Origin of the sequence: Mesobacillus foraminis, assembly GCF_004340465.1 — a bacterium.
Lineage (GTDB): Bacteria > Bacillota > Bacilli > Bacillales > Cytobacillaceae > Mesobacillus_B > Mesobacillus_B foraminis.
In genome coordinates, this window is sequence record NZ_SLVV01000005.1 from 93,741 (window position 1) to 115,839 (window position 22,099).

Here is a 22,099-nt window from a genome sequence, read left to right on the forward strand (position 1 = left end):
AAGTAAAATAAGGAGGAATTCAATTGTCCTACTATGAACATCCAGACAAACAGGGGCTATTTCAGGCGGCTCAGCAAGGGATGAAGCAGGCAACGGATGTTTACACCGGGATGGATCCGTCAAGTCCGGAGTATGGATCCCAATTAAGCAATCTAATGCAGGAAGTGAACGAAGCCATTCAGCAAATCCAGACTGCCATTTCCTATGCATCTGACCACCAGCGAATGCAGCTAGGCCAATACCTTGATATCCTCCAATCAATCCTGACTGATGTCAACAAATTAAATTAATTCATTTGGCTGCCTTGATTGCCATTATGACATATAAAAATGAGTCAAAATTAACTTATAAAATGACAGACCGATAAAAAAATTTGGTCTGTTTTTTTATGATACATAGTCCTTATGCTATCTGAAAATAAACACTTCACCAATGACCACAAAACTTCTTCTATGAGCTTTTCCATTCTTTCTTCTTGTGCGTATTAGACACTCCTCTTTTTCATCCTGCCAGAACGTGTACTATGAAGCTCTTAAAATGACTCTTTTGGATTGTCATACGCTTATTCGGGCATCATGGGTATTTTTATAACGACTCTTTTGTTCTCCGGTCCTCGAATAAGGGAATTATAGAGCTTTTCAATCCGCCATTCCTCTTATTCCATTACCCTGACGATCAATCCATAAAGATGGGTTCACCCGAAACGAGACCAGCCAAAATGATTTCCCTCTATTTATTCCCACTCGTTGTAGTAAGAACCAGCTGGATGATACAGATTCTTAAATCCATGTGTTTCTGCCAGTGCTCTGCTGTCTTTTTCTTCCTTGAAAGAGATCGTCATTACTTGAATTCCGTATTGTTTCCTTATCTTTTTTAACACCATGAATCTACTGAGATCTTGCTATAATCAAATTGTTCCCACATAACAAAGTCTACATAGGGAGCGGTGTAATCGCTAAGAGTTTCAAAGCCCCAATTTTGAGCAATTGATAAATCTGGGAATCTTTCTTTTATTCTTTTCATGAATAGTTCCATCCCTTTTTGTTGCTGCTTTAAGACCTTATCGTCACCATGGTGATAATCTTCAATACTTCCAACTGTATCAAGGAAGACACCGTCTAATCCTGTATTAACCACTCTTCTTTGGATCTCGTCGAGCAACACATCTTGATAGTGCCGATTTGAAATATTCATTAAATAAGCATCCCATTTAGGGATATAATGACGGTCTCCATTCTTATTGTGAAAAAAGGCTTCCTCCTTGAACCGGGCAATCAGTTCACTATTCCATTTATCTGCTTCCATGGAATTGATGTATCCGTACACAAGTGTCCCGCTTTCTTGTGCTTCTGTGATGTATTTCCTTTCCATTACGACCGGTTCAACAATAACTAAATCCTGCTGCTTCATTTTTGACAGGACCGACTCGCTTCCAGCATCAAGATAGTATTTAAATGCTTTTACACTCTCCAGCTTTTCGCTTCTGTTGCCCTCCGTTTTTCCAGAAGACTCGTTTACTTCAGCATGATCGTGGCCACAGGCACTTAAACTTCCAGCTAAAACAAATAAAATAAAGAAAAAGCCTTTTACATTCTTCATAAATCCTCCAAAGCTTTTTCTTCCTACTATAGAACCTTATATCTTTATCTACAAATCTTTTTTTGATTCTTATGCGATCCGTAAATAGATTCAATGGTAACTCTGTTAACCAACTTCTGCCCCCGCTCACCCTGTTATAATACAAAATATAACTGTTATATATCAATGGGACGAACCAGCAATTCCACGACAAACTGGCATAATTCCTTGAATACCAACATAAAAGAACTATACGTGGTCTTTATTAGTCCCCATTTAAATTACGTGTTGTAATCCCTTTCTTAACTTGTTACAATAAATTCAAGAAACACGTTTTTAGAAAATTTATAATATTCTAACCAAAAGCGAACTCATTTAATATGATTGGAGGAATCTATTTGTCCAGATTGCCAAAAGTTAATGAGTTAGGTTTTTTTGAGATTCGGCTTGAGTCGATTGGCGGCCTGGGAGCAAACCTGGCTGGCAAGATGCTCTCGGAGGATGGAGTCGTTGGAAATGGATTGAATGGAGTAGGCTTTTCATCCTATGGTTCCGAGAAAAAAGGCTCCCCAGTCAAAGCATACATCCGTTTCTGCGATCCAGAAACAAACATTCGCGATACCACACCAATAGAACGCCCCCATGTTGTAGGAATTTTCCATGATGCCCTGCTAAAAACCATCGATTGCGCCAGCGGCGTTTACCCTGACAGCACCATCCTTGTCAACTCACAAAGACCCCCTGATGAACTAAGAGAATTAATGAAGATTAATGGCGGTACGATTGCCGTTGTCAACGCCACCGAGATTGCGTTGGAAGAGCAAACAAAGGTCAATACAGCGATGCTTGGTGCACTCTACCGCATCCTCAATTTCCTTGATCCAGATTCCATGAAGGATACCATTCGCCGGACGTTCGAAAAGAAATACCCACATTTTGTGGAGCCTAATATCCGGACATTTGACAGAGGATTCCATGAAGTAGAGTTTATGACATTTACACCTGATGAAGGCTCTATGCCTCGACCTTTTAAAAGGCATGAACCAGTACTAGGCTACGAAACCCAGCCAATTGGCGGGACTGTCATCAATCCTGGAAACAGCATCCTCAAGGACTTAAGCATTTCTCGCGCCGGGATGCTGCCGCATTTCCATGATGATAAGTGCATCAACTGCGCTGCCTGCGATACTGCCTGCCCCGACTTTTGCTTTGTTTGGGAAGAAAAAGCGGACAAACGCGGCCGCCCTCAGATGTTCCTTAAAGGAATTGACTACCAGTACTGCAAAGGCTGCTTAAAGTGCGTGCAGGCGTGCCCGGTGGAAGCGCTGACAGAGGCTCGTGAATATAACGACGGCTATGCCGACCGGAACCGGGTGCCACACCTGTTTGACCTGGCTGCACAAAATTAGAGAAGGGCGGGAAATGGAATGAGTATTGATGTAAACCAGGAAGAGCTCCTCAAACCTGGCGGAGCAGTTGAACAAAACATTGTTTTTGAATCGGGAAATGAAATGGCCGCTTACGCCGCACACCAGATCAATTATCATATCATGGGCTATTATCCAATCTCCCCTTCAACGGAAGTTGCACAATTTCTGGACGGAATGAAGGCCAAGGGTGAACATGACATCGTACTGATCCCTGCTGACGGAGAACATGGATCAGCTGGCATTTGCTACGGGGCAGCAACCGGCGGCGGCCGTGTTTTCAATGCGACGAGCGCCAACGGCTTCCTTTATATGCTCGAACAGCTCCCTGTACAATCCGGAACCCGATTTCCCATGGTATTGAATCTGGTGAACCGCTCCGTCTCAGGCCCATTGAATATACATGGTGATCATTCCGACCTTTACTTTGCCTTAAACACAGGCTGGCCCATACTGATGGCCCGTGACCCACAGATTGTCTATGATATGAACCTGATTGCAATCAAGCTGGCAGAGGATCCAGAAGTCCGGCTTCCTGTTATCGTTTCTTTTGATGGTTATTTTACTTCCCACCAAAAGCGGAGGGTGCAGGTCCTTAAAAATAAAGAGGACGTCCAGAAGTTTATTGGCGATCCGCCAACAAGCTTCCCTCATGCCCTTGACCGGGAAAATCCAGTCACAATCGGTCCGTACATGAATGAACCTGATTATATTAACAACTGCTACCAGCAGTCTGTTGCCATGTACAATGCCGAGAAAGTATTTGAACGCATTTCCGCTGAATATGCTCAGCTGACAGGACGCGAATATCCAGTTCTCGACCTCTACCGGATGGAGGACGCCGAGGTGGCCGTGTTCATGCTGAATTCAGCAGCAGAGGTCTGTAAAGATGTTGCAGACAGGCTCCGCTTAAAAGGGATTAAAGCCGGAGTCATCTCTCCAAATATGATTCGCCCCTTCCCGCAGCAGAAGCTGGCTGAAGTGTTAAAGAACGTTAAAGCGGTAACGGTTGGAGACCGGGCAGACTCCTACGGCGGCTACGGCGGCAATATGGCGATTGAACTGCGTGCGGCTCTGCAGACTCACGGAAATGTGAGCACAAAAGTCATCAACCGGATATATGGGCTGGGCGGAAAGGATTTTTATGCCGATGAAGCGGAGCAGTTTTTCCTGCTGGCACAGGAAGCTGCGATGAAAGGCATTGTTGAAAAGCCTTTCGACTACTTTGGCCATGCACCGGGAAAAACAGAAAATGCGCCGCAAAGGGTCCTCAATCCGATGAAAAAGGAAGACTTGAACACTGGTTTGATCACGGTCACCCCGGATGAGAAAACAGGCGAATTGAAAGTAAAAATCCCGCCGCTGCGAAGCTTGACAAAGAAACCAAAACGGCTGGCTTCCGGACATGGAGCCTGTCCGGGCTGCGGAATCTTCTCCGGACTGGAGCTCTTTTTCAAAGGAATTGAAGGAGATATTGTGGCGCTGTTCCATACAGGCTGTGCCATGGTTGTGACGACAGGCTACCCTTATAGCTCCCACAAGGCAACCTATATCCATAACCTGTTCCAGAATGGCTCAGCAACGTTGTCCGGACTCGTCGAAATGTTCCATGAGCGAAAAAGGCGCGGCGAGCTGGCGGAACTCGGACTGAGTGATGATTATACGTTTGTCATGGTCACCGGCGACGGAGGAATGGATATTGGAATGGGGCCTGCAATAGGAACCGCTCTGCGTAACCATAAAATGATCATTCTCGAGTACGATAATGAAGGCTATATGAATACAGGCAGCCAGCTCTCCTATTCCACACCGATGGGCCATATGACAAGTACATCCAGCGTCGGGAGCTTCCAAAACGGAAAGCCATTCCACCATAAAGATACCGCCCAAATCATGGCTGCAACACATATACCCTACGTCTTCACCGGAACGGAAGCCTTTGACCGTGATCTCCTGAAGAAAGCGGCAAAAGCACAATGGTATGCCAAAAATGAGGGTCTGGTCTACGGCAAGATCCTGATCACCTGTCCCTTAAACTGGAAATCAAAGGATGAACTCGGCCAGACAATCGTTGAAGCGGCGGTCAATTCCTGCTTCTTCCCTCTCTATGAAGTAGATCGCGGAATTACAACCGTCACCTATGACCCCGAGGAAAAGAACAAGCGAATCAATGTATCTGAATGGCTAAAGCTAATGGGCAAAACAAAGCATTTGCTCAAAGAAGGCAGCCAGGAAATGCTTCAGCAGTTCGATCAGGAAGTCGAACGCCGCTGGAGGCAGCTGCGCGCAAAGCATGAGAGCCCTTATTTATAAAATGGAAAACCCTCTTGCATCAAGAGGGTTTTTCATGATTGTTTTAATAAAGATGCAGCTGCTTTCTATGGCTATTCTCCTTGGAGGCACTTTGCGTTACCGCCACTATAAGGTTCCTTCTGCTTCGGGCACACATTTTTCTCTTTGTGTTACCTCCACCACCTCTTCACTTCTGCTCAGGTCACGCATTTTCTCCTTGCGTCACCTCCACCACTGCTTCACTTCTTTCAGGTCACGCATTTTCTCCTTGCGTTACCTCCACCACTGCTTCACTTCTGCTCAGGTCACGCATTTTCTCCTTGCGTTACCTCCACCACTGCTTCCCTTCTGTTCAGGTCACGCATTTTCTCTTTGTGTTACCTCCACCACCTCTTCACTTCTGCTCAGGTTACGCATTTTCTCCTTGCGTCACCTCCACCACTGCTTCACTTCTGCTCAGGTCACGCATTTTCTCCTTGCGTTACCTCCACCACTGCTTCCCTTCTTTCAGGTCACGCATTTTCTCCTTGCGTTACCTCCACCACTGCTTCCCTTCTGTACAGGTCACGCATTTTCTCCTTGCGTTACCTCCACCACTGCTTCCCTTCTGTACAGGTCACGCATTTTCTCCTTGCGTTACCACGACCTATAGCCAGTAATCGTTTATACAAAAACCCGCTGTTCTTTCTCCCCCAGTTGCAATAATCGTTGTTTAATTTCGTCAACATTCACTTTTTTACGGGCAGCCTGCGTTTCCATTGCGGCTTTTGCTACCTCAGAGGCAACATGTGCTGCAACCCTTGGGTCAAAGGGGTCTGGAATCACGTAATCGGCATGGAGCTCTTTGTCTGAGATCAAATCGGCAATGGCGTATACCGCAGCCAGTTTCATTTCTTCATTGATTTCCTTTGCTCTTACATCCAGGGCACCTCGGAAAATTCCCGGGAAAGCAAGGACATTGTTGACCTGGTTCGGGAAATCAGAACGCCCTGTACCGACCACAAGTGCTCCTGCTTCCTTTGCCTCTTCCGGCATAATTTCGGGCAAAGGGTTCGCCATGGCAAAAATAATCGGTTCAGTGTTCATGGAACGAACCATTTCCTTGGTAACCGCCCCGGCTGCCGAAACTCCGACAAACACATCCGAATCAACAAGGGCATCTGCAAGTGTTCCTTGTTTCTTCTTCCGATTTGTGATTCTTGCCATTTCGTCTTTGAAAGGATTCATCCCAACAGTGCGCCCTTCGTAGATAATGCCTTTCGTATCACATAAAATAACATCCTTCACACCCATATGTAATAACAGTTTAACGATTGCTACTCCTGCTGCCCCCGCCCCATTGACGACAACGGAGATTTCCTCTATTTTTTTACCAGCCAGTTTTAATGCATTGATTAATCCGGCAGCGGTGACAATCGCCGTGCCATGCTGATCATCATGGAAAATAGGAATATCGCATGCCTTGCGGAGACGGTCTTCAATTTCAAAGCATTGCGGAGCGGCAATATCCTCCAGGTTTACTCCCCCAAATGTTGGTTCCAGCAATTTTACCGTTTCGATAATTTGATCTGTGTTCGCAGCTGCCAGGCAAATTGGGAAAGCATCCACATCTGCAAAGGATTTAAATAAAACTGCCTTCCCTTCCATTACAGGCATGGCCGCACTCGGCCCGATGTTTCCAAGTCCAAGGACTGCACTGCCATCCGATACGACTGCAACTAAATTTCCCTTTGCAGTGTAATCGTAGACCTTGCCTTCATCCTCGTGGATTTCCATACAAGGCTCCGCAACACCCGGTGAATACGCCAAGCTTAAATCCTGTGCATTATTGACCTGGACCTTCGAATGGACACCAAGCTTTCCCTGGTGTTCCTTATGCATTTTTAATGCTTTTTCTTTCAAAGTTGACATTGGCTCCTGTCTCCCATCCTTTTATAATTTATACCTCTTAATCGTGAACTAGCTGCAAACAGAGTGCTTTTTTAACGCCAAGTTAAGCCACTCGCCAAAGGGCATGTAGTAACCGTTTACATAATACAGCAGCTGGCGTTTTTCTACCTACATCTTAGTATCATTCCTTTCATATTGATAGATTTTGGCATTAAAAAAAGTAATGTGTCTGATATGAACTTTTTGTACTTTCTGTCCATCATGTAAAAGGTCATAGACTTCGGGTTACCCTGCCCTTTAAAAAGGGATCCTTGCGCTTTGGAATTATTTTATTCAAAACAAAAAACCTTCAACTTTAGTTTTGAAGGCTGCAAATCTATGGACCGGTACTAATTCAGTAACAGTCGCAAGAGTTATTGAATGGGTTAATGGAGGAGTGCGGGATTTCAAAAAGACATCATCTAATATTTTCCCTCTAAAAAAAGCGGACCCATGGGATCATGATTGAAAGCCTTACTCTCCATTTCTGCTGTTTCTATATTGATCATAATCCGATTTTATATAATGAAAGAACGCGGCATTTCCGCCGTGATCAGGGTGGGTGACTTTTAAAAGCTGCTTAAATCCTGCCAGGACTTCTTTGTGGCCTGCTGTTTTTGAAAGTCCCAGTTTTTCACGATAATCTCCACTTTTGGGAAGGGTCGTCCTCATTCTGGCCTTGTCCATCTTCCCGCTTTTTGACAGCACATCTTTTAAGCTTAATAGTTCATTCCGTAAATGAATATTCTCTTTTAATAGATGGTTCGTTTCCTTTTGTAATTGATTGAGTTCCTTTTCCAGCTCGACAATCTCTTTTGTTAATTTTTCTCTTTGCTGTATTAAAGATTGGATGGAGGACTTGTGGAGCTGTTCGATTCCTTTAATATGTTCATCCTGTGTCTTGATTCTTACTTTTAATTGGCGGATGATTTTATCGTGCTCATTGGTATGAGGTGAAGATTTCTTGGAGGCTGTTTCTTTTGGGACCGTGTCGTTTCTTTGCTTCCCATCTCCAACGGAGTGGATCTTGCCTTGGCTCAGCCAGCGCCGGACAATTTGAATGCCAGCATTCTCCGGTATGCCCGCTTCCATTAGCATGTTCAACGCTTGATCCGTATCCTTGAGTATGTATCCCTGCTTTCGCCGTACAGTTCCCTCATAATTAATCTTTCTTTCACGCAGCCAGCGCCTAACCAATTGAATACTAAGATCTTCAGCCACTCCTGCATCCGTTAATAGCTCAAAAGCCTCGTCAGTGTTCATACTTTTCCCCCTTTCCGCCTCAAAAGGTGCTTCACGATGCTGTGTTGATACTATAATATATGAGTCCACGACTAAAGGGAATGGGTAAAAATGGGCAATCCATCTAAAAGCTAAAAGCAGGCAAAGACCCCTGCTTTCTGCAGGGGCCTGTAATTAGTCTAGTTTTCAATCCGGTGATGTTTGATTCCTTTTAAAAAGTAATTAAATCGCTTTTTTTAGAGAGTTATTTTTGAAAGCCAGTTTATTTGGCTTATCATTCTCAAGAGTGAACACAGAAATAATGGTGATGACTAAAACAATCGCGCTTAAAATATAGTAGGTCTCTTTAAACCCAATCATAGAGTATAATCCCCCGGCCACACTGGAAAAGACCATGACGGACAGCTGCTTGGCGAAATTAAAAGCCAGCAGGTATACGGTGGCAGATAAACGTACATCAAAGACACCTGTAATGTACTTAAAAATGGAGATGAGCAGCAATGGCATTTCCACAGCAGCAATCAAACGGACTAAGCTTAACGAAATTGGCCCGACAGCAATAGCGCTTCCAAATATACGTACAACTGTCAATAGACCGAATAAAAGCAATCCGTTTTTTGCCCCAATCTTGTTAATCAAAGCAGGCATAAACACCATAATAATCGCTTCAAGTCCAATCTGAAGGGAAACTAGTTTACTAAATACATTTGTTCCTTCTGAAGGTGAATCAAAGAATTGATTGTAATAATTAGGGAATTGCTGGTCAAACACATCATATATACAAGCCGCACCGACAATAAAGAGTCCCAGCATCCAGAAATTTTTCAGCTTAAAGATCGATAGAATCGTCTCCTTCGTTAAAGCTTCTGAACCTCCTTGACTTCCTCCCATCGTGTTAACGTTTACTTTAGCAGTATATAACAAGATTCCAAGAACAACCGCAGAGGCTGATGCCAGCCAGAAGATGCTTCCCGGATCCTTCACAAAGAGAACTCCGCCAACGAAGGTTGCTGTTGCACCGGCAATGGACCCAAACAATCTCGAACGGCCATATTCAAAGCCATTCGACCTGCTGCACCTTTCGATATACGATTCAACAACGCCTACACCGCCGAAGAAGACGTAGCTAAGATATAAACTTCCAAGCAAAGCACCTATGTAAATATTAAAATCCAGTAATGGGATGAAAAGAAAATTGAAAAATGGTCCCATAAACATTGCTACGATGACAACACTTGCAAATAAATTTTTCTTAAATACCAGCTTATCCGAAATGACCCCAAAAAACGGCTGATATAAAAGGGCAACCAGAGACATGGCGGAAAACACAAATCCTGATTCTTTAGCGGTTAATCCTGCCTGGTCTTCCAGCCATATCGGCAAAAACGTCAGCACAGTAGCCCAAATGAAAAAGTAGAAGAAGAACAAGCCTCCAAAGTTCCAAAAGTTCTTCTTTGTTCCTAGCATATGAATCTCTCCCAACCATTTATTTCTTCTTTTTTACAGCTTTGAATAAGGAACAGGCTTTCCAAAGACAGGTGTTCCATCCTCATTCCAATGGATAACCTGTGCTTTCGTATGACGGTTTGGATCATAAAGCGGGTCCCCAATAATTTCCGTATAGTCGCGGCAATGGTAAATGAGAATGTCTTCTTTTCCATCTTCGCTGACTGTAAATGAATTATGGCCTGGTCCGAATTGATCATTTTCCGGATCGCTTTTAAATACTGGCTCCGGTGACTTTATCCACGATTTGCTGTCTAACAAGTCTGCATCCTCACTGGCCGTGAGCAGCCCCATACAATAATTTTCATCTGTTGCACTTGCGGAAAAAGTCAGGAAGATTCGCCCATTTTTCTTTAGAATGGCAGGCCCTTCATTTACCCAGAAACCCCTGGTTTCCCATTCATATTCAGGTTTTGAAATCAGAACAGGCTCTCCTTTGATCGTCCACGGGTTCTCCATCTTCGCGATGTATAAATTAGAATTGCCTTTAATTGCAGGGTCTTTTTGTGCCCACACATAGTACAGTTCATTCCTGTGTTCAAAAGTTGTGGCATCCAGCGAGAACGTTTCCATATTCGTCTTTACTTGGCCTTTTTCAACCCAGTTAGAATTCATTGGATTCTCGGAATCATTTTCGATGACGTACATCCTGTGTGTAAATAATCCATCAATAATTTCCTCGGTATGAGTTGCTGCGAAGTAGACATACCATTTCCCTTGGATAAAATGCAATTCCGGAGCCCAGATCAACTTGCTCATTTCCCCTGTATCATGTTTGCGCCAAACCGTACGGGGAGGTGCAAAGCTTAACCCTTGAATGGTCTTTGCACGGCGAATTTCAATTCGATTATAAGCCGGTACAGATGCAACGAAATAGTAGTATCCATCTGTATGCTTGTAAATCCACGGATCTGCCCTTTGAATAACTAACGGATTCAAATACTCGTAATTTGTCTTGCCCATAAAACTACCTCCATAACGAACAATCTATGTATTTTGTAAACGCCCCCTATTATAGTAGTCATACGGACAAGTGTAAATAGGTAAAATAACACATACGTACAAAAAGAATACTACAATTAGTCTATGTTTTATTCAGCTTACAATACGATTATTGTCCTGCTTCCCTAACATAAAAAACTCATATAGCCCTCCGAAACGGCTCAGCATCAAGGTTTCACTAAACTCTAATCTCATGTTTATGGAATATTATATTTTTATTAGTACTTTTTCAAACACATCCCAGGAAAAAAATAAATTATTATGGAAAAATTTTTTTACCATTGTTTACTTATATGGAACGAATAATCTATAATTGAAGAAAATTCAAGACTTAATTGTACGTACAAATGAATCTATTTATAAACAGCCGTCCGGTGCATTTTATTACCCAAAAAAAACCGTACAGGATAAAATCACTGTACGGTTTTATAGGTAAATAATGACAAATGGGATCGTCTGCCCACTTTTAATGAATCCTATAAAGCCCCATAAATAACCGACCGAAGCCTTGGCTGATGGTAAGCCTCGAAATTCGGGAACATTTGCTGCATATAGACGGCCGAAAGCTGTTCTTTAGGGTCAATGGTTACCCACGTCCCTGCCAGCCCGGACCAGCCAAATTCTCCGATGGAACTATTGATTCCGCCTAAGGCGGGGTTCATCATCGTTCTTACCCCTAATCCGTATCCGTACCCCTTCAGATATTCCCAATTGTAGTCTGATAAAAGCTCAGGCTGCAAGTGGTTGGCGGACATTAGTTCAATGGTCTTTCTGCCTAATATCCTTACACCGTCGAGTTCACCCCCGCTTGCCAGCATATGAGCAAACCGGCTGTAATCACCCAGCGTAGACAGCAGTCCCGCTCCGCCGCTTTCAAGCAGGTTATCGGGATGATAACTCCTGTCCATAGAGGTATTTGGGGTCAGGTCACCATTTTCTTTTCGATCATAAAGCGTGCAGAGGCGGTCTTTTTTGGCCTCGGGAATCTTGAAAAAGGTGTCTTTCATCTCAAGCGGGTCGAAAATTTCATCTTTCAAAAATTGTCCGAATGTTTTACCGGACAATACCTCGATCAAGGCTCCCAATACATCATGACTGAGTCCGTATTGCCATCTGGTGCCTGGATCAAACGCAAGGGGAATTTCACTCAGCAATTTCGCCAGCATCCTGTTATCCATTTGATCGGCCTGACCGTCCCTGTTTAAACGCTCCATAGCCCTTGAGACATGACGTTCGGTTTCATTTCCTTCCCCGCCATAAGTCAATCCAGAGGTCATCATGAAAAGATCTCTTATTTTAATAGAACCGGAAGCAGCCGAAGTGTAAATTTCCCCTGATTCACTTGTCCGGTAAACTTGGGGAGTTTTAAATTCAGGCAAATATTCTTCAAGAGGATCATTGAGCAAAAAGAGCCCCCGTTCATAAAGCATCAGTGCCGCAACACAGGTTACAACTTTCGTGTTGGAATAGATTCTGTAAATGGTATCCTGGGAAATGGGCTTTTCGGTTTCAAGGTCTGCATATCCTATGTAATCTTCAAAAACCTGCTTGCCTTGATGGAAAACAGAACATGCACATCCAGCAGGGCCCTTTTCGACAAAGCTTTTTAATAGCGGTCGCAGTTTGTGAGTTAATTCCATAATTTCCTCTCCTTCATTAAAAGTCCCCTTGCAGCGACAGGACATTCACTTTTTTCGCAGCTATCATTCTCTGCATTTTCTCCCCCGTCACCCGCAAAGGCTATTATTCTAGCCAATACACATCTACCTTCTTCGTTTTTTAAGACTGATAAGAAGAAGATTTAATGAGAGCGCTTTATCCATTTATATTATAAATGATTTTAAATCTATAAATCTGTTTTTTATTCGTTTTCATGGAAATTTTGTGCAATTTTTATCTGAATAGACATTACGTTGGCACCCCTTTTTTTTATAAAAGCAGATTGGGAAAATGGGTAATAAGATAGAAAATAGTAAAACCCATTCAAACATAAACCAGCTTCTACAATCCCATTCAGCGTCCAAAGTACTACTAAAAAGAGTTTGTTTTACATCAAAAGGCGGTCAAAAAGGGAATATATTAGCTGGCGCTTTTTATTGATTGTTGAATGCTTGCTTGGAGTTCCTGTCTCTTAAACCTTTAATTCCAGGCTGAAAATCCATTGCCTTCCGTCTATTCCAGATTGGCTCTCCAGACAAACGCCATCATCGCACGCTCCTGCAAAAATAAAAGCGTACACCCGATGTACGCTTCTACCTTTGTAACATGGAAGTTACCGTCTAAAACTGATCATCAGGATGCAGGTTGTTCTGCATGAGCTCCTGTACCCTGCCTATTTGCTCCACCGTGGCAAGATCTGTTTTATACCAGCCTTTGTTTGCAAGGATCTCAAATAGTTCAAATTGATTTTGGCTGGAATTATCGAGACAGCTTGCATATATTTCCCGAAGTTTTTTGTGGGTTGTCTCTAATACCGTATTGCTGATGCTGCGGCAACGTCCCTTTTCCAGCTCCAGGCATAGCTGAAGCATTTCCCGGTCAGTCAGTCCGCGCCCCTCTATATTATTTGGCATCTGTAGCACCTCTTTTTATTGAATATGGTTGGTTTGATTAAAGTATTGGGAAAGACTCGCAATTTTTAATTGATGACTTTCTGCCATCTGTTCCAATGTTTTTCGGAGCTCCTGATCTTTGCACTGCGAGGCACACCAGTTCATCGTCTTAGCCGTAATTTCCTCCGCACGAATTTCATCTTCAACAAAAGCCAATTCTTTTGTGGTTAAATGAGTCACGATATTTCCCCCATTTCCTTAATGGTTTCTTAAGTATAGTATTGTTTGTAGATACTGTTTTTATCCAGAGAGTATTTTTCATGGTTCAATCGCAAAGTTTTCCAAGATGGATTTTATAAAGGAAAACATAGCGGTTTCTAAGTTAAGAAGAATGTAAATAATAAAAAAAACCGCCTCTTCCCCACTGATGTTGCATCAGTTGAGCAATGAGTTTTATCAAATATTTCAATATAATAATTTGTTTCACAATTGATAATATTCGTGTTAAACTAACAAATATTAAACACAGCAACGCAGCTGTACTGTAATTGATTAAACATATATATAATTCGGGGGTAAAAATGAAAAATCTAATTCTCAAGTGGAATCAGGTGAGCCTGGTCAAACGAATACTAGTCGGTATTATCGTCGGTATCATCCTGGCTGTAACGATTCCTGATGCTGCAAAATGGGTCACCATTTTCGGATCTTTATTTGTTGGTGCATTAAAGGCCGTTGCACCCGTACTGGTCTTGTTTTTGGTCATGCATGCCATTTCCAAACACAGAAGCGGCCAGAGAACCAATATGAAATCCATCGTTGCTTTATATGGTTTAAGTACCTTCCTGGCCGGATTTGTAGCTGTTCTGGCAAGCTTCATCTTCCCTGTCACCTTATCTCTGACAGCAGGAGCCGAAGATGTGACTCCTCCAGGAGGAATCGTGGAAGTACTCAGGACCTTATTGTTTAATATTGTGGACAATCCTGTTAATGCATTGCTGAATGGAAACTATATCGGTATCCTGACCTGGGCGATCCTCCTGGGAATTGCCCTTCGAAATGCTGCCGACACGACAAAAAACCTGCTTTCCAATCTTTCAGACGCTGTCTCCCAGCTAGTGAAATGGGTGATCAACCTGGCACCCCTTGGAATTATGGGCCTCGTATTTGATGCAATTGTCAATAATGGACTATCTGCCTTACTTGACTACGGCAAATTACTGATTGTTCTAGTTGGATGCATGTTTTTCGTTGCGCTTGTCATTAATCCATTAATCGTATTCATCAATATCCGGAAGAACCCATACCCGCTTGTCTTTAAATGTTTAAAGGAAAGCGGCCTAACCGCCTTCTTTACCCGGAGCTCAGCTGCAAACATCCCAGTAAATATGAGTTTATGTGAAAAATTGGATCTCGATAAGGATACATATTCCGTATCGATTCCATTGGGCGCTACCATCAATATGGCTGGTGCAGCTGTCACAATTTCCGTTTTAACTCTAGCAGCCGTCCACACCCTTGACATTCAAGTGGATATAGCTACCGCACTTATCCTTAGCGTCTTATCGGCTGTATCGGCAGCAGGAGCTTCAGGAGTTGCCGGCGGATCTCTCCTTCTGATTCCTCTTGCGTGCAGCCTGTTCGGTATTCCCGATGATGTTGCGATGCAGGTGGTTGGAGTTGGTTTTATCATAGGAGTGTTGCAGGATTCATGTGAAACAGCGCTGAATTCATCCTCCGACGTCCTTTATACCGCAACAGCCGAATATGCGAAACTGCGTAAAGAAGGCAAGGAAATCATCATTAATGCTTAGGTACAACACATAAAAAAATCGGCAAAGCAAATGACAGCTTAATCACTTGTCATTTGCTTTGCCTTTTTTATGCAGGATGGTTGTTCAAAAAAAATGCCAGGCATTTAGCATCCTGAGACATACAAATTCTCCTGACGTCAAATATACACCAGTGAGTTTATTCCTTTTTAACCTCCATATAATAGTGGGCAACAATAAGCTCTTTTAATAGCTCATCATGAGTTACAGTCTTGCTCGTTTCCTCATCGTATTGATTTTTTAATTCATTCAGCATGCCAAACAGCTTGTTATCTAATTCCAGTGTTATTTTTTGCATTAGATAACCTCCAATTATTTTTTCCTAAAATTAGTATGTATTAACCCGAGCGAAATATACGATTAACTATTAGAACCTTAAAGCCCATCAATAGCGTAAGCAGTTTTTATAAGGTTTGAAATCCGTATTATTTTCCCATAATGGATACTGTGTTGAATTATCCTTTAAAAGACTTCAGCTGATTCAATTAAAATTCATTTGATCAAGAGGTGATTGTATGTCTTTACAGCGCACGTTTATCATGGTAAAACCTGATGGCGTCAAACGAGGACTAATCGGGGAAATTATCAAACGCTTTGAGCAGAAAGGTTTTACTTTATTAAATGCCGAGCTTATGACAATTGACCGATCTAAAGCCGAATATCATTATATGGAGCACCAGGAAAAGCCATTTTTCGGTGAATTAGTCGACTTTATTACTTCCGGCCCAGTTTTTGCAATGGCCTGGGAAGGAGAAAATGTCATCGAGGTTTCCCGCCTCATGATTGGAAAAACAGATCCGTCAGAAGCAATGCCGGGGACCATCCGGGGTGACTTTGCGGCGGCGAAAGAGGAGAACGTCATTCATGGTTCTGATTCCCTCTTAAGTGCGGAACGGGAAATCGAAAATTTCTTTGGCCTGCTGAAAAGACGCAGCCTAGAGGATGATTTTCCATTCGAAGACCGAAAATCAGTGTAATAATATCCAAATCCCCTTACCCTTAATGGCTGAGGGGATTTTATTTATAGAGCAGCTCACTGATTCCCAGAGTACCCACTATTACGCCTTCCCCTGCACGGTTCCTCTCTGACTGGACTTCCAGCGGATCCAGTCTCTGGAAACCTATCCTCTAAATCACTCAAGCTCTATTATTTCAGCTTTAGCAACCTGCATGCCTCCATCTCACCCCCCTGTAAAAGCAACATTGTAAACAGATTTTTAATGAATTGTAATGTAATCTTCCACTACCTGAAAACTAACTATGCGATAATGACTACTTCAAGAGTTTTGTTGGAAATTGTCGAAATCCTACATTTTCTGACACGGCAATCGAAGTACGTTCCAAATCATCAGGATTTGATTGTTACATAGATTTATTTTTACAAGGGGGTGTGAAGTTGGCGGTTACCAGAAAGAAAAGATTAAAAATAAAATGGGGAAGAATCGTTGCCGCCCTTCTTATCATCGGAATCTTCTGGGTGGGTGTGGTAAACGTATATCAGTACATAGAAGGAACCGTAAAAGGGCTTAGCCAGCCACTAAAAAAAGTCGAGGCAAATCAGCCATTTCAGGGAGAGCAAAATAAAATGGAAGCCATCAATGTTCTATTGCTGGGAAGTGACTCCCGAGGGGGACAGCAGGCTCGAACAGATACCATTATGGTTGCACATTACAACCCAGAGACTCATAAGGTAAAATTGATTTCCCTGATGAGGGATATGTATGTCACTGTACCTGAATACGGACAACAAAAGTTAAATGCCGCATATACTTATGGAGGTCCTGAATTACTGAGAAGAACGATAAAATCGAATTTGGGGCTGAATATTCATCATTATGCAATTGTCGACTTCAAAGGATTCGAAAAAGCCGTTGACCTCCTCGTTCCAAATGGAATTGAAGTAGACATTCCTTATGAAATGTCCGATGGGATTGGAATGACGCTGGAAAAAGGCACACAACAGCTCCATGGCGAGGAGCTCCTGGGATATGTACGTTTTCGCCAGGATCGGTTGAGCGACTTTGGACGCGTACAAAGACAGCAGGAAGTCATCTCAAAACTGAAGGAAGAAGCCGTAAGTGTGCAAAGCGTGGTAAAGCTCCCTCAGCTATTGGACCTATTACATACATATATTGATACAAACGTCGATACAGCGACCCTTTTGACCATTGGAAAAGACATTTTGGCCAACGATAGCGGAGATATAGAGACGGTACGAATCCCAGAAGATGGAACTTTTCAAAACGCACGCTATGATGGTGTCGGTGAAGTATTGGAGGTGGACTTGGAACAAAACAAAGCTGCTCTTGATACCTTTTTAGAAGACTAGATCCATACTTATTCAAATCAACTTGTATATTTCCCCGCGAATATCGAAAATGAAAAGACCGCACGAGTGAAAATCACCGTGCGGTTATCTATTGTTTGGAAAATCGCTCATGGCTGCCACGTTTACTTCTTTACTCTCGAAACGGTCAGGCCGTCCCCAAGCGGAATAAGCAGCGACTCTAATTGAGGATGATTGGCCACCGACTCATTGAATTTCTTCATTAAATCCGTATAGCGTTTAGGTGTCACACTCTGATCTGCCACACTTCCCCCTGCAAGGACATTATCAGCAACAATTAATGCTCCCGGCTCAGCCAGTTTAAGGCAGCAGCTCAAGTAATTAGTATAATTTTCTTTATCGGCATCAATAAAGAAAAAATCAAAGGTTTTACTTTCACCTATTAATTGTTCAAGGCTTTGTAGTGCTGGTCCAGTCAGATAGGATACTTGATTGCCGAATCCAGCTTTAGAAAGGTTGCTATTAGCGAGCTTTGCATACTCCTCAATTAATTCAAGAGAAGTCAAGCTTCCTCCGCTGCCGAATCCTCTTGCCAGGCAGATTCCGCTATACCCTCCAAGAGCCCCTATTTCCAGGACATTTTTAGCCCCCGAAATAGAGACAAGCATGGTAAGAAGTTTTCCAGTGGATGGTGATACGGATATCGAGCGCATTCCATTTTCTTTTATCGAGTGAAGAACCTCCTCCAAAACTTCATCCTTCTGGTAAAAAACTGAATCGATATAACTATTCGTTTGCTTCATCCCATCTTCTCCTTTCTATGTCTGCTCGTTAATTATCTTCCTCTTCACGATCTAAATCCTGTGTAAGTTCAGATACCTCTTCCTTTTCATGTTCTTTCTTATTCGTTTCTTGCATTTCTTCGATTTCGTGAAGTTCAAATAGTTGAACAAATTCGTTAATCACCATATCAATTGCTTTTAATTCACCGACGAGAATTGGATTAATGGACTGCAGCTCTGGTGATTGCAGCTGCTGCTGCAGCGTAGAACGTTTAAGATTCATCATCTCTAAAAAGGCAATGGCTCTTCCTCTTCTAAACGTTTTTGCACCGCGATGGTGAGAATGATCTTTTCGTTTATGGCCGTCATGATGCCGCTTATTTTCCTCGCTTTTCATTGGAAATCTCCTCTCTGTATACATATGTATACAATGATTATATCTATAATGTATACATATGTATACGATTTGTCAATCGATTTATAGAAGTCAAAAACCGGCTGTTCAGTGGATTAATGATCTTGAATTGTTAGCGTTCTACTTACAAAAACCCTACGGTTGCGTAATCATGGACAAAAGAAAACCCAGAGGTCTAAATCCCCCTGGGTTCGTCTTCAATTATATAAATCAATCTAAAACTTAAGGCTGACTGCTGCCTCTCCCGCTATTGCTTTACAATCATCACTCCATAAGCTTCCAATGAAGTGTTCCCGTTCATTTCCTTCCCTGTCAACAGGTCCGTACCTTCTACATTCCCGAGCACCACTTCATCTGCATTGTGGTTCAAGATAAAAAAGAATGAGCTGCCGTCTTTCCTTCTCTCCGTCACTTCCACGCCTTTAGGAACCTCAAGCAACGGTTTTACCTGCTTTTCCTCACAAACGGTCTTCACGAAATCGGTCAAAAACGCTTTGTCAGGGCATGTTCCTACGTAATAAGCTTTCCCTTTTCCGTAGGAGTTGCACGTAATCACCGGAGTACCGGCATAAAAATCGGAACCATACTCTGCCAGCACTTCTGCCCCCTCCGAATGGATAATATCAAATAACAAACTGCAGTCATAGCTTCCGCTCAGGCTGCCTTCGTCATTTTTCATGACAATTTGATTTTTCACTTCAGGCGGCAGGGCATCAATTTCTTCGACCCAAATGCCGAGAAGATCCCTCAGTTCTCCTGGATAGCCGCCCACGGTGACAAGATCATGTTCATTCACAATTCCGCTGAAGAACGTCGTCACAAACGTTCCTCCATTTTGAACAAACTCCTTCACCTTATCCGCATAACCCGATTTCACCATATATAACACTGGCGCAAAGACAAGTTCATACTTGCTTAAATCCTCTTCAACGCCTACCATGTCAACCGATATATTCTCTCCAAAAAGGGCGTCGTAATATTTATGAACTTCATTTACATAATCCAACGCCTTTGATGGTCCGCTTGATAATTCCGTTGCCCATCGGTTTTCCCAGTCAAATACAATGGCAACTTTAGCTGGCACGCGTGCATCGAGCAATGTCTCGGACAGCTCCGCGAGCTCCTTGCCAAGCGCGGCTGTTTCCCGGAATACCCTTGTATTCTCATGTCCAACATGTTCAATCACCGCTCCATGGTATTTTTCACAGGCTCCTACCGACCTTCTCAATTGGAAGAACATCACGGTATCGGCACCTCGGGCTACTGCCTGGTAGCTCCATAAGCGCATGACTCCCGGCCGTTTTAAAGAATTATATGGCTGCCAGTTTTGCTGGCTCGGCGTCTGCTCCATCAGCATAAAAGGCTGGCCGCTTTTCAGGCCTCTCATCAGATCGTGCCTCATTGCCGTAAAGCTTTCAGGTGTGTTGTAGGAAGGATAGTTATCCCAGGAAACAACATCCATTTCCTTGCCCCATTTAAAATAATCGAGTTCATTATAGGTACCCATTAAATTGGTGGTAACGGGAATATCAGGATTATGCTTCTTTAACACATCCCGCTCTAAAATAAAGCAGTCCAGCAGACTTTCCGACTGAAAAATGCGGTAATCCAGCGAAATCCCCTGAAAATTAGTCGAGTTCCCATTCCACTCTTCGCTTACAGCGTTAGGCACTACAATTTCATCCCATTCGTAAAATGTGTGGCCCCAGAATCGAGTATTCCATGCTTTATTTAAAGCTTCCAGATTTCCATATTTCTCCTGAAGCCATTTTCTAAAGCTCACAGCACAGTTATCACAATAACAGTAGCCGCCATATTCATTCGAAACATGCCAAATTAACACACCTGGATGATCTTTATATCTTTCTCCTAATCTGTCAGCGATCCGTTCTGCATACTTCCGGTAAGTTGGGCTGTTCGGACAGGAATTATGTCTGCCGCCAAACTTCCGCTTTCTTCCCTGGTAGTCTACCCTCAGTACATCTGGATACTTTTTAGCCATCCATGCAGGATGTGCTGCTGTACTGGTTGCCAGACAGGTATAGATTCCATTTTGGTATAAACGGTCAATTTGCTCATCCAGCCACTCAAAATTATATGTTTCTTCATCAGGCTGATTTAAAGCCCATGAAAAAACATTTAGTGTTGCCACATCAATTCCCGCTAGTTTAAAAATACGGACATCTTCATCCCAGTCCTCTTTTTCCCACTGCTCCGGATTATAATCTCCGCCATACCAAATTTTAGGAAGCTTTTCGTTTATCATGGTCATCACCTTTCCTTTATATCAATTTAATTCCATTGTATGCGATTACAAAACACTATTAAATATAATATAATGGAAAGCGATATAAGAAAAAGGAACAATCCAAATGAGAATTCCCGGAGGGGCATGACGATGAAAAAACATTTCCTCATTCCTTTAAATGAAAGCAAACTTCCTCTGTTTGCTGAAACGATCGGTTTCAATCCGGTACAGGAAAATATCGGACGCCCAAATGGGTACCCATATTACCATTGGATCCAAACGGTCAGCGGAGCGGGGTCGGTCCTATTTCAGCATCAAGAGTTTAACCTCCCGCCCAATAACGGAGTGCTCCTCCTTCCGCAAATGGCACACTCGTATAAAAGCGAACCAGGCGAAGGTGCTCCATGGAAAACTCTGTATATAACATTTGGCGGAATGATGGCAAAAGATATCCTGATTGCACTGGGACTCTATCAATCTGCCTTTTTTCACTGGGAACAAGAAGCACCTTTATCAACATTCATTACGGAAGTGCTGAAGCAAAGTGACGAGGCGACTGACAGCTTTAGCATAAGGGCCTCTTCGAATGTCTATGAATTTCTCCTGCTTTTAAAAAAGTACGGGAAAACCAATAAAGGCAGCAGCTTAAAAGAAACCAGCAGCCTAGTAACGCTGTATTCCCTTATTGACTGGATGAAGGCCGAGCTTTCTAACCCGGATGTCGGCCTTGATGAAATGGCCACCTTCATAAATACTTCAAAACGCCATTTGAATTCATTGTTTCAAAAAACCTTTCACGTTACCCCGTATGCCTATTTTGTGAATTTACGCATCCAGCAATCTAAAAAACTGCTTTTAGAAAACAATTCCACCACCATCGGTGAAATCGCCATGGCGGTAGGATTCCGTTCTGCCAGCCACTTTGTGGCCACCTTCCGGAAAATGGTCGGTATTCCTCCTGAAAAATACCGTCACCTCAATGGCATATTTTAGCACAGAGACATGAA

Annotated in this window: 20 protein-coding genes; 7 read left to right on the forward strand and 13 right to left on the reverse strand. The window is 42.9% G+C overall.

Going from position 1 to position 22,099, the window contains the following annotated elements:
- Positions 1–23: 23 nt before the first annotated feature.
- The gene (locus EV146_RS09285) at positions 24–290 is read left to right on the forward strand and encodes a hypothetical protein (protein ID WP_241993879.1); all 267 of its coding nucleotides are present in this window, start codon (positions 24–26) and stop codon (positions 288–290) included.
- Positions 291–733: 443 nt separating this feature from the next.
- On the opposite strand, the gene EV146_RS26950 is transcribed toward EV146_RS09285, so the two are convergent.
- Both EV146_RS26950 and EV146_RS09290 read right to left on the reverse strand, forming a co-directional pair.
- A complete protein-coding gene (locus EV146_RS26950) occupies positions 734–883 on the reverse strand; it encodes a hypothetical protein (RefSeq protein ID WP_158287062.1) in 150 nt (49 codons plus the stop codon).
- A complete protein-coding gene (locus EV146_RS09290; protein WP_132005062.1) occupies positions 874–1,599 on the reverse strand; it encodes an endo alpha-1,4 polygalactosaminidase in 726 nt (241 codons plus the stop codon). The genes EV146_RS26950 and EV146_RS09290 overlap by 10 nt, the downstream gene beginning before the upstream one ends.
- Positions 1,600–1,976: 377 nt before the next feature.
- On the opposite strand from EV146_RS09290, the gene EV146_RS09295 reads away from it, so the two are divergent.
- Positions 1,977–2,987 carry a 2-oxoacid:acceptor oxidoreductase family protein gene (locus tag EV146_RS09295; RefSeq protein WP_132005065.1) on the forward strand — a complete coding sequence of 337 codons (1,011 nt, stop codon included), beginning with the start codon at positions 1,977–1,979 and terminating at the stop codon, positions 2,985–2,987.
- Between the two features lie 18 nt (positions 2,988–3,005).
- Complete coding sequence (locus EV146_RS09300) at positions 3,006–5,318, forward strand: thiamine pyrophosphate-dependent enzyme (protein WP_132005068.1); 2,313 nt, start codon at positions 3,006–3,008, stop codon at positions 5,316–5,318.
- Positions 5,319–5,960: 642 nt separating this feature from the next.
- Here the strand turns inward: EV146_RS09300 and ystJ are convergent.
- The 7 genes from ystJ to EV146_RS09335 form a co-directional block, all read right to left on the reverse strand.
- Entirely contained in the window at positions 5,961–7,208 is a 1,248-nt protein-coding gene (ystJ, locus tag EV146_RS09305) for an NADP-dependent malic enzyme (RefSeq protein WP_132005071.1), read from the reverse strand.
- Positions 7,209–7,700: 492 nt separating this feature from the next.
- Entirely contained in the window at positions 7,701–8,489 is a 789-nt protein-coding gene (locus EV146_RS09310) for an MreC domain-containing protein (RefSeq protein ID WP_132005074.1), read from the reverse strand.
- 201 nt (positions 8,490–8,690) lie between these two features.
- Positions 8,691–9,935 carry an oligosaccharide MFS transporter gene (locus tag EV146_RS09315; protein WP_132005077.1) on the reverse strand — a complete coding sequence of 415 codons (1,245 nt, stop codon included), beginning with the start codon at positions 9,933–9,935 and terminating at the stop codon, positions 8,691–8,693.
- A gap of 33 nt (positions 9,936–9,968) precedes the next feature.
- Positions 9,969–10,937 carry a glycoside hydrolase family 43 protein gene (locus EV146_RS09320; RefSeq protein WP_132005080.1) on the reverse strand — a complete coding sequence of 323 codons (969 nt, stop codon included), beginning with the start codon at positions 10,935–10,937 and terminating at the stop codon, positions 9,969–9,971.
- A gap of 515 nt (positions 10,938–11,452) precedes the next feature.
- Positions 11,453–12,616, reverse strand: a complete 1,164-nt coding sequence (locus EV146_RS09325; protein WP_132005083.1) for a serine hydrolase domain-containing protein — start codon at positions 12,614–12,616, stop codon at positions 11,453–11,455.
- A gap of 639 nt (positions 12,617–13,255) precedes the next feature.
- Positions 13,256–13,549 carry a spore coat protein gene (locus EV146_RS09330; RefSeq protein ID WP_132005086.1) on the reverse strand — a complete coding sequence of 98 codons (294 nt, stop codon included), beginning with the start codon at positions 13,547–13,549 and terminating at the stop codon, positions 13,256–13,258.
- Between the two features lie 15 nt (positions 13,550–13,564).
- A complete protein-coding gene (locus EV146_RS09335) occupies positions 13,565–13,768 on the reverse strand; it encodes a hypothetical protein (protein ID WP_132005089.1) in 204 nt (67 codons plus the stop codon).
- Positions 13,769–14,109: 341 nt separating this feature from the next.
- On the opposite strand from EV146_RS09335, the gene sstT reads away from it, so the two are divergent.
- Complete coding sequence (gene sstT, locus EV146_RS09340; RefSeq protein ID WP_132005092.1) at positions 14,110–15,342, forward strand: serine/threonine transporter SstT; 1,233 nt, start codon at positions 14,110–14,112, stop codon at positions 15,340–15,342.
- 157 nt (positions 15,343–15,499) lie between these two features.
- Here the strand turns inward: sstT and EV146_RS26955 are convergent, their stop codons facing one another.
- Entirely contained in the window at positions 15,500–15,658 is a 159-nt protein-coding gene (locus EV146_RS26955) for a hypothetical protein (RefSeq protein WP_158287063.1), read from the reverse strand.
- A gap of 217 nt (positions 15,659–15,875) precedes the next feature.
- On the opposite strand from EV146_RS26955, the gene ndk reads away from it, so the two are divergent.
- Both ndk and EV146_RS09350 read left to right on the forward strand, forming a co-directional pair.
- Positions 15,876–16,337 carry a nucleoside-diphosphate kinase gene (gene ndk, locus EV146_RS09345; protein ID WP_121613711.1) on the forward strand — a complete coding sequence of 154 codons (462 nt, stop codon included), beginning with the start codon at positions 15,876–15,878 and terminating at the stop codon, positions 16,335–16,337.
- 419 nt (positions 16,338–16,756) lie between these two features.
- Positions 16,757–17,689, forward strand: a complete 933-nt coding sequence (locus EV146_RS09350; protein WP_219916282.1) for an LCP family protein — start codon at positions 16,757–16,759, stop codon at positions 17,687–17,689.
- Between the two features lie 122 nt (positions 17,690–17,811).
- On the opposite strand, the gene EV146_RS09355 is transcribed toward EV146_RS09350, so the two are convergent.
- The 3 genes from EV146_RS09355 to EV146_RS09365 form a co-directional block, all read right to left on the reverse strand.
- Entirely contained in the window at positions 17,812–18,450 is a 639-nt protein-coding gene (locus EV146_RS09355) for an O-methyltransferase (protein ID WP_132005098.1), read from the reverse strand.
- 28 nt (positions 18,451–18,478) lie between these two features.
- Positions 18,479–18,826, reverse strand: coding sequence for a hypothetical protein (locus tag EV146_RS09360; protein ID WP_132005101.1), 348 nt, complete (start codon positions 18,824–18,826; stop codon positions 18,479–18,481).
- Positions 18,827–19,091: 265 nt separating this feature from the next.
- Positions 19,092–21,110 (reverse strand): beta-galactosidase, encoded by a 2,019-nt coding sequence (locus tag EV146_RS09365; protein WP_132005104.1) that lies wholly within the window; start codon positions 21,108–21,110, stop codon positions 19,092–19,094.
- A 132-nt stretch (positions 21,111–21,242) separates the two neighbouring features.
- Between EV146_RS09365 and EV146_RS09370 the strand changes: the two genes are divergently transcribed.
- Positions 21,243–22,085 (forward strand): AraC family transcriptional regulator, encoded by an 843-nt coding sequence (locus tag EV146_RS09370; RefSeq protein WP_158287064.1) that lies wholly within the window; start codon positions 21,243–21,245, stop codon positions 22,083–22,085.
- The last annotated feature ends 14 nt before the right edge of the window (positions 22,086–22,099 follow it).

Coding starts and splice junctions, on each gene's coding strand:
- EV146_RS26950 (WP_158287062.1), bottom strand. CDS start 883: ATGGTGTTAAAAAAGATAAGGAAACAATACGGAATTCAAGTAATGACG.
- EV146_RS09290 (WP_132005062.1), bottom strand. CDS start 1,599: ATGAAGAATGTAAAAGGCTTTTTCTTTATTTTATTTGTTTTAGCTGGA.
- EV146_RS09300 (WP_132005068.1), top strand. CDS start 3,006: ATGAGTATTGATGTAAACCAGGAAGAGCTCCTCAAACCTGGCGGAGCA.
- ystJ (WP_132005071.1), bottom strand. CDS start 7,208: ATGTCAACTTTGAAAGAAAAAGCATTAAAAATGCATAAGGAACACCAG.
- EV146_RS09310 (WP_132005074.1), bottom strand. CDS start 8,489: ATGAACACTGACGAGGCTTTTGAGCTATTAACGGATGCAGGAGTGGCT.
- EV146_RS09315 (WP_132005077.1), bottom strand. CDS start 9,935: ATGCTAGGAACAAAGAAGAACTTTTGGAACTTTGGAGGCTTGTTCTTC.
- EV146_RS09320 (WP_132005080.1), bottom strand. CDS start 10,937: ATGGGCAAGACAAATTACGAGTATTTGAATCCGTTAGTTATTCAAAGG.
- EV146_RS09325 (WP_132005083.1), bottom strand. CDS start 12,616: ATGGAATTAACTCACAAACTGCGACCGCTATTAAAAAGCTTTGTCGAA.
- EV146_RS09330 (WP_132005086.1), bottom strand. CDS start 13,549: ATGCCAAATAATATAGAGGGGCGCGGACTGACTGACCGGGAAATGCTT.
- sstT (WP_132005092.1), top strand. CDS start 14,110: ATGAAAAATCTAATTCTCAAGTGGAATCAGGTGAGCCTGGTCAAACGA.
- EV146_RS26955 (WP_158287063.1), bottom strand. CDS start 15,658: ATGCAAAAAATAACACTGGAATTAGATAACAAGCTGTTTGGCATGCTG.
- ndk (WP_121613711.1), top strand. CDS start 15,876: ATGTCTTTACAGCGCACGTTTATCATGGTAAAACCTGATGGCGTCAAA.
- EV146_RS09355 (WP_132005098.1), bottom strand. CDS start 18,450: ATGAAGCAAACGAATAGTTATATCGATTCAGTTTTTTACCAGAAGGAT.
- EV146_RS09360 (WP_132005101.1), bottom strand. CDS start 18,826: ATGAAAAGCGAGGAAAATAAGCGGCATCATGACGGCCATAAACGAAAA.
- EV146_RS09365 (WP_132005104.1), bottom strand. CDS start 21,110: ATGATAAACGAAAAGCTTCCTAAAATTTGGTATGGCGGAGATTATAAT.
- EV146_RS09370 (WP_158287064.1), top strand. CDS start 21,243: ATGAAAAAACATTTCCTCATTCCTTTAAATGAAAGCAAACTTCCTCTG.